Annotated in this window: 7 protein-coding genes and 1 rRNA gene; 7 read left to right on the top strand and 1 reads right to left on the bottom strand. The window is 32.9% G+C overall.

Features of this window, described 5'->3' with window-relative positions; all coding sequences use genetic code 11:
- Window positions 1-374: 374 nt before the first annotated feature.
- From ACX5JI_RS26325 to ACX5JI_RS26295, 7 genes are all read left to right on the top strand, one after another.
- A complete protein-coding gene (locus ACX5JI_RS26325) occupies window positions 375-1,088 on the top strand; it encodes a response regulator transcription factor (protein WP_459503925.1) in 714 nt (237 codons plus the stop codon).
- Window positions 1,078-2,094: a sensor histidine kinase gene (locus tag ACX5JI_RS26320; RefSeq protein ID WP_459503924.1), complete on the top strand. Its 1,017-nt coding sequence runs from the start codon at window positions 1,078-1,080 to the stop codon at window positions 2,092-2,094. The genes ACX5JI_RS26325 and ACX5JI_RS26320 overlap by 11 nt, the downstream gene beginning before the upstream one ends.
- 68 nt (window positions 2,095-2,162) lie before the next feature.
- Complete coding sequence (locus ACX5JI_RS26315) at window positions 2,163-3,092, top strand: ABC transporter ATP-binding protein (RefSeq protein WP_459503923.1); 930 nt, start codon at window positions 2,163-2,165, stop codon at window positions 3,090-3,092.
- Window positions 3,085-3,822 carry an ABC transporter permease gene (locus ACX5JI_RS26310; protein WP_459503922.1) on the top strand — a complete coding sequence of 246 codons (738 nt, stop codon included), beginning with the start codon at window positions 3,085-3,087 and terminating at the stop codon, window positions 3,820-3,822. The genes ACX5JI_RS26315 and ACX5JI_RS26310 overlap by 8 nt, the downstream gene beginning before the upstream one ends.
- 175 nt (window positions 3,823-3,997) lie before the next feature.
- On the top strand, window positions 3,998-5,524 hold the full coding sequence (locus tag ACX5JI_RS26305; protein ID WP_459503921.1) for a serine hydrolase domain-containing protein: 1,527 nt from the start codon (window positions 3,998-4,000) through the stop codon (window positions 5,522-5,524).
- 53 nt (window positions 5,525-5,577) lie between these two features.
- The gene (gene bacA, locus ACX5JI_RS26300; RefSeq protein ID WP_459503920.1) at window positions 5,578-6,375 is read left to right on the top strand and encodes an undecaprenyl-diphosphate phosphatase; all 798 of its coding nucleotides are present in this window, start codon (window positions 5,578-5,580) and stop codon (window positions 6,373-6,375) included.
- 373 nt (window positions 6,376-6,748) lie between these two features.
- Entirely contained in the window at window positions 6,749-7,195 is a 447-nt protein-coding gene (locus tag ACX5JI_RS26295; RefSeq protein ID WP_459503919.1) for an ASCH domain-containing protein, read from the top strand.
- A gap of 125 nt (window positions 7,196-7,320) precedes the next feature.
- Here the strand turns inward: ACX5JI_RS26295 and rrf are convergent.
- Window positions 7,321-7,405, bottom strand: a 5S ribosomal RNA gene (rrf, locus tag ACX5JI_RS26290); the annotation flags it as partial.

Here is a 7,405-nt window from a genome sequence, read left to right as displayed (position 1 = left end):
TTGTTTGTCGCTCATTTGCGACTCCCTTATGTTAACACTTTTGTTTTTCAATGTCAACTAAGTTTTTTATTTCGTTTGTCGCGTTTTGCGTTGTTGCTATCGGCGACTCGTATAATACTACACTTCTATATAGTAATAGTCAATAACTTTTTAAAAAAATTTTTGATAGATTTATATATTCTTTAAGACCGTACTATAAGAGTATCCTAAAATACTCTTTCTCCCTACTTGCTTTACCTCATCTTTCTCCTTTTCTCCATTCGAATCTCTACTTACACCCTTATTTTAACAATTAATAGTATATAATTAGACCGTTATAGTATTTTTCATTATAAAAAACATAATATAAAACTCTATTATAAGCAGGTGAAACTATGGAAGATATCCGTATACTTATAGCAGACGACGAAAAAGAAATAAGAGATTTATTAAAGAAATATCTAGAACGAGAATTATATACAGTTGATATCGCTATAAATGGCGAAGAAGCTCTTCGCTTATTTGAACAAAACAATTATAACCTCATCATACTAGATCTTATGATGCCTAAAGTCGATGGTATCGAAGTATGCAGAAGACTTAGAAATACAACCAATATCCCAATATTAATGCTTACTGCTAAAGATCATGAAGTGGATAAAATTTTAGGTTTAAGCATAGGAGCAGACGATTATATTACAAAGCCTTTCAGTATTAATGAAGTTGTCGCTAGAGTAAAGGCTCTTATGAGGCGCTTTTTAGTATTAGGAGGTAACGCTAGCGTACAAGAAAAAAGCCCCTTAAAGTTCAAAGGATTAACAATTGATGTAAACAAGTACATAGTTAACGTAGATGACAAAGAAATATCTTTAACTGGAAAAGAACTTGAACTATTAAAGTTCTTCGCCTCAAATCCTGAACAGGTTTTTACAAAGACGCAGCTCTTCCGCAATGTTTGGGATAGTAATTATATAGAAGATGATAATACCGTCATGGTACACATTAGAAAACTGAGAAAAAAAATAGAGGTTGATCCTTCAAACCCCAAATTCATCCAAACTGTATGGGGCATTGGTTATAAATTTGTAGGTGAAAAAGATGAAAGGTGATAAAGTTCTGTATCTGATTCTATTGCAGTTTATAATCATTACTGGACTTCTATTTATCGATATGTTTCACATATTAAAATTAGTTTTATTCATTATCCTTATGGTTATAACAGGAGGTCTTTTCTTTACAAGACTTCATTTTATTCAAACACGGAAGTCCATGGTTACAAAATTAAAACGTGCCATTAATGGCAATTTACATACACGACTATATACAAATAACGATCATTCACTAGATGACGTCATTTTTTCGATAAATGAAATATTAACCGAGCTAGAAAGAGTACAAGTTGAAGCCAAAAAATCTCAAAAGGCTAGAAAACAACTTCTATCTAGTATCTCACATGATATACGAACACCTCTTACTTCTATTATTGGATATATTGACGCATTAAAAGATGGTATAGCTGCTTCAGAGGAAGAAAAACTGGAATATCTTGAAGTACTCTCAAATAAATCAAATAGCTTAAAACAATTAGTTAATGAAATATTCAATATGGCAAAGCTTGATGCGGATGAATTTCTATTAAAGGAAGAACAACTTGATTTTGCAGAAATTACTAGAGAATCGCTAATCGAGTTTTTACCTGAACTATCAAAACATGCTATTGAGTTACAAATTAATATTCCAGAAGAACCTCGCATGATTACAGCAGATGCTTTTAGTCTTACGCGAGTTATCAGCAACCTCCTAAAGAATGCTATATATTACGGAAAGCCTGGAAAAACAGTAGGAATCGAACTTTTAGAAACGACTAACGACTATCAGCTGCTCATTTGGGATAAAGGCCCTGGCATTTCAACAGATGATCTAGAGAACGTATTTGAGAGAATGTACCGAATTGACCAATCAAGGAACCCTTCGCACGGCGGGAGTGGTCTAGGACTTTCTATTGCAAAAGCTCTCGTAGAAAAAAACGGTGGCCAAATATGGGTAGAAAGTATTCCGTGGGAAAGAACCACCTTTGGCTTTTCCATCCCAAAACAAACTACTTTTAAGAAATAGTTAAGAAATGATTAAGCAGCAGTTAAATCCTCCTTTTTATCATGTAATTAAGAGCTTATAGAAAGTAGGTGTTCAAAATAAGTACAATTATAAAAACCACAAACTTGACTAAAATTTATGGTAAGCAAAAGTCAGTAGATAATCTAAATATAAATGTAAAGCAAGGAGAGATTTACGGCTTTATCGGGCGAAACGGTGCAGGTAAAACAACGACAATTCGAATGCTACTAGGTCTCATAAAACCTACGAGTGGAAAAATCGAAATATTTGGAGAAGATCTATTTCGGAATCAAAAAGAAATTTTACAGAGAATCGGTTCTATCGTTGAAGTTCCAGGATTCTATGAAAACTTAACTGCAAGGGAGAACCTATTAATTAATGCAAAGATAATTGGAGTTCACAAAAGGAATGCGATTGAAGAAGCACTAGAAATTGTGGGCTTGCAGCATGAAACGAAAAAGCTAGTAGGAAAATACTCATTAGGGATGAAACAACGATTAGGAATAGCGAGAACTCTACTCCATTATCCCGAATTATTAATACTAGATGAACCGACAAACGGCTTAGACCCAATTGGAATTAAAGAAATGCGAAAGCTTATTAAATCGTTAGCACAAGAAAGAAATATAACGATATTAATTTCTAGCCATATTTTAGCTGAGGTCGAACAGCTAGTAGATCATATGGGAATTATTCATGAAGGAAAGTTATTAGAAGAAACTTCCCTTGATGCACTTCGACAAACAAACCGTAAATACTTAGAATTCCAAGTCAATAACGATAATAAAGCTACGATGCTTTTAGAAAAACAATTTCATATTTTTGATTACGAAGTACATGATGAAGGAAACATTCGTGTTTATTCTCATTTCGGACAACAAGGGCAGATTAATAGAACATTTGTTCAAAATGATATTGAAGTATTAAAAATTATGATGAGCGAGGATCGATTAGAGGATTATTTCACCAAATTAGTTGGAGGTGGGGCAATTGGTTAATCTACTATATACGGAACTATTAAAATTGAAACGTTCTAATATGTTCTTGATTAGTATTATTGGGGCGGCTGTGGCACCGTTTATGGTAGTTGTATTATCTTATATACACATGCATACAAAAAATCCTAATCCGACTATTGTATTTTCCCAACTGTTCTCTGAAGTAAATCTATACACTACTGTAGTACTAGGAGTCCCACTATACGGAGTTGTTATCGCTTATTTGTTTAATCGTGAATATACAGAAGACACTTTAAAGAATTTATTAACCATCCCTGTATCACGTATTAACTTTATTATAAGTAAATTTATTCTCCTATTCCTTTGGATTATGATGTTAACTCTAGTTGCTTGGGGATTAACTTTATTACTAGGGCTATTAGGAAATTTTTCTGGATTCAGTAGCTCATTACTTTTCCAATCTCTTATGAAGTTTTTAGTATGCGGTGGATTTCTCTTTATTTTATCGACTCCGATTGTATTGCTAACCCTTGTAATGAAAACTTATGTTCCTCCTATTGTATTAACAATCATTATAACGTTGATAAATCTCATGTCCATAAACTCGGAACACAAAGATCTATTCCCTTGGGCAGCTACACTCGATATAGCAAACAATGAACTGCAACCGACATATCCTCCAGAATATTATTATATCATTATTGCAGCTACATCTATTATCGGCTTTATCGCAACCATATTCTATTTTAAAAGGGTTGATATTCATTAATCTGAGTAGATAAAATAAAAAATTTTACTAAAATTTGTTCCCACATCTCTATTTGTTTCTTTCTCATATCTTTGAGATGTGGGTTACTTTCTCATTATGCGGATTTAAAACACTTCCTATAATGATGACAGCAACTCTATCATCTATTATTCCCTACAGATAGGAGCTATGAAAAATGAATAAAAAGCAAAGGAAACTTTACCATTACCTGTCTATTAGTTTTTTAATACTAGTCCTCCTTATCCCATTAACGCACACTAGCTTCGCTGAAAGTGAACAAACTAAAGAACAACGTATACAACAAATTGATCAATTTATTAAAGAGCAACAAGAGCTTAGTCAAATACCCGGAATATCAGTGGTGATTGTCGAAAAAGGAAAGACCGTTTATCAAAAAGGATTTGGATATGCAGATTTAAAAACAAAAAAGTCTGTGAATGAGGATACCTTATTCGAGTTAGCTTCAACAAGTAAAGCCTTTACGGGTTTAGCTATTTTACAATTGGAAAAAGAAGGTTTACTACAGCGGACTGATGATATCACAAAGTTTTTACCATGGCTAAAATTAACTTATAACGATAAACCAGTAAACATTACCTTAAATCATTTGTTGTATCAAACTAGCGGAATACCTTCTACTACTATTAGCTCTATTCCCATCAGCACAGAGGATGATGCACTGGAAGCAGCCGTCAAAACATTACAACATACGAAATTGAACCATATGCCAGGAAGTTCTTTTGAATACGCAACTATTAATTATGATATTTTAGGATTCGTAATCGAAAAAGTGACCAAGAAACCCTATGAAGTTTATATGAAGCAGAACATCTTAAATCAAATTGGAATGACAAATTCATTAGTGGGTTACTTACAAGGACACTCTAACGAGATGGCTACCGGATATAAATTAAGATTTATGAGACCATACCCATATGAACAACCTATCTATCGCGGTAATACACCTGCAGGTTATATTATTAGTAATACAAATGATTTAGCAAAATGGATGAATCTTCAATTAGGAACCGAAACAAACGATTCTATTAATCCGCAACTAATTTCCGATTCACACATGCCTGATAAGACAGTAAAGCCCGTTAATGATAATAGCTACTATGCCAGCGGATGGGTTGTTTTACAAAAAGACCAAAAAATTGTATACCATGATGGGGAAAACCCAAACTTTTCGTCTTTTATTATAATGCAACCAGATACGCAAACAGGTGTAGCAGTGTTATCTAATATGAAAAGTACAGTTACAACATCAATTGGCCAAGGAGTTATGGATCTCTGGAATGGAAAAAACATTTCTGATACAAAACAAATAGATAGCTTTCAAAAAGTAGATAAAGTAGCAACTATAATATTCATTGTGACAGTTTGCTTAAGTATATTACTTATAATTTTAACCATAAGATTTATAAGAAGGATATTACAAAAACACCGAAATTGGTCTCTATTAAACAAAAAGAAATTCGTATTATTCCTTATAAATACATGTATCGTTTTAAGTGGAGCACTATTTATTTTAAAACTCCCCAAAATATTACTTGGAGTACCTTGGACTTTTATTAAAATATGGGCTCCAGTTACTGTTACACTAACAATTTATAGCGTTATAGCAGTTTTAATCTTATATTCCATCTATACAACGTTATTATTTTTCACTAAGAAAGAAGTTAATAAGATTCCTTTTTAGCATTGTATTTTACATAGAGTTTCACATTAATACTTTATATAGGAGTGGAAATTATGAGCGATACAATTATTGCCTTTATACTCGGTATTGTAGAAGGACTAGCTGAATTTTTACCTATCTCTTCTACTGGGCATCTTATACTAGTCGGACACTTATTAGGTTTTGAGGGAGAAAAAGCAAAAACGTTTGAGATTGTCATACAATTAGGAGCAATCTTAGCTATTGCTGTTTTATATCATAAACGACTTGTTTCTTTATGCAACATTAAGCCTCTCTTACAAAAGGAGAAAAAATTCAATGCACTACATGTTTTCCTAGGTGTATTCCCAGCTGTAATTGCTGGCTTACTATTACATGATGTCATCAAAACATACTTATTTCAGCCATATACTGTTGTGATCGGACTTGTAGCTGGAGCAATACTTATGATTTTTGCAGAGGCTAAGAAGAAAGAAACTACCGCTCATTCATTAGATGATTTAACATATCGCCAAGCATTAACAATAGGGCTATTTCAATGTTTCGCCGTATACCCTGGTTTCTCAAGAGCTGGTTCCACTATTTCTGGTGGATTATTAGCAAAAGCTAATTATAAAGCTGCATCTGAATTCTCTTTTCTTATTGCCCTTCCTGTCATGGTTGGTGCGACTGGCCTAGATTTATTAAAAAGCTGGAAGTATTTAAGTATAGACGATATTCCAATGTTTGCAGTAGGGTTTATTACTTCTTTTGTAGTAGCAATACTAGCAGTAGTAACATTTTTAAAACTACTAGCACAAATAGGCTTAAAACCTTTTGCCTATTATCGTATTTTATTAGCGATTGTATTCACTACTTTTGTACTGCTTTAACTAAAACACTCTCTTCTATATGAAAAATAACTAGTCAACCGATATTCAAATTAGATATCGGTTTTTTTATCGATTTGGCTCCTAAGGATATACAGGAAACCTTCACAAAATAGCATTCTTATCGTTGTCAAACTACCATTTAATATATGAATAGTTAAAAACAGATCGACGTAATAAATCTGAATATTCTATGATATCACTGAGAGATAAATATTTTCATAATCACTCCTAGCATCACTTCAACTAGAATCTTCTTCTTTGTAAATATTTATAATTTACACATCTCGTCAAATAGCGCATCATCCATAAAAAAATCTTATATTGAAACACTGCACATTTAACGAGAAACAAAAGAAATGAGGTAACGATATAAATGAATCAATTAGCACAAAAATATTGGAATGAGTATTGGAAAAAAAGTGAAAAACCTCAATCTGTCAGTGCGTGGCAATTTGGAGCATCTCCTGACTATCTTGCTCAATTAGTAATTGATGGTATAAAAACAGCAACATGTTCTGGTCATATTTTCTATGAACTAGACAATGATCCACTTCCTACGATAAATGATTATAGCATTATATTAAATAGCAATGATGAATCTGTAGCCATTGTTAAAACAATAGAAGTAACTGTAACACCAATGAATGAAGTACCAGAAGAATTTGCGATTGCAGAAGGAGAAGGCGATCGAACTTATGATTACTGGAAGAATGTTCATATAAAATTTTTCACAGAAGAATTACAGGCAATTGGACATGAATTTTCTGAAGACATGTTGCTCGTTTGTGAGCGTTTTAAGCTTATTGATGTGAAGAAATAAATATATTCCCTTTTCGTATATAAGCTTTTCATCTGCACTTTAAGAAATACATAGGTGACGAATTTATCTTATAATTTTATATTCTTAAACAACAAAAAACCTAAGTCAAAATGACTTAGGTTCTTGCTTGGCGACGTCCTACTCTCACAGGGACAAGGTCCCAACTACCATCGGCGCTAGAGAGCTTAACTTCCGTGTTCGGTATGGGAA

It is taken from the genome of Bacillus sp. C1 (assembly GCF_054570475.1).
This window is presented reverse-complemented; position numbering and strand designations above follow the sequence as displayed.

Bases quoted from the DNA above. Each gene is read 5' to 3' on its own strand.
- ACX5JI_RS26320 (WP_459503924.1), top strand. From the start codon at position 1,078: ATGAAAGGTGATAAAGTTCTGTATCTGATTCTATTGCAGTTTATAATC.
- ACX5JI_RS26305 (WP_459503921.1), top strand. From the start codon at position 3,998: ATGAATAAAAAGCAAAGGAAACTTTACCATTACCTGTCTATTAGTTTT.
- bacA (WP_459503920.1), top strand. From the start codon at position 5,578: ATGAGCGATACAATTATTGCCTTTATACTCGGTATTGTAGAAGGACTA.
- ACX5JI_RS26325 (WP_459503925.1), top strand. From the start codon at position 375: ATGGAAGATATCCGTATACTTATAGCAGACGACGAAAAAGAAATAAGA.
- ACX5JI_RS26295 (WP_459503919.1), top strand. From the start codon at position 6,749: ATGAATCAATTAGCACAAAAATATTGGAATGAGTATTGGAAAAAAAGT.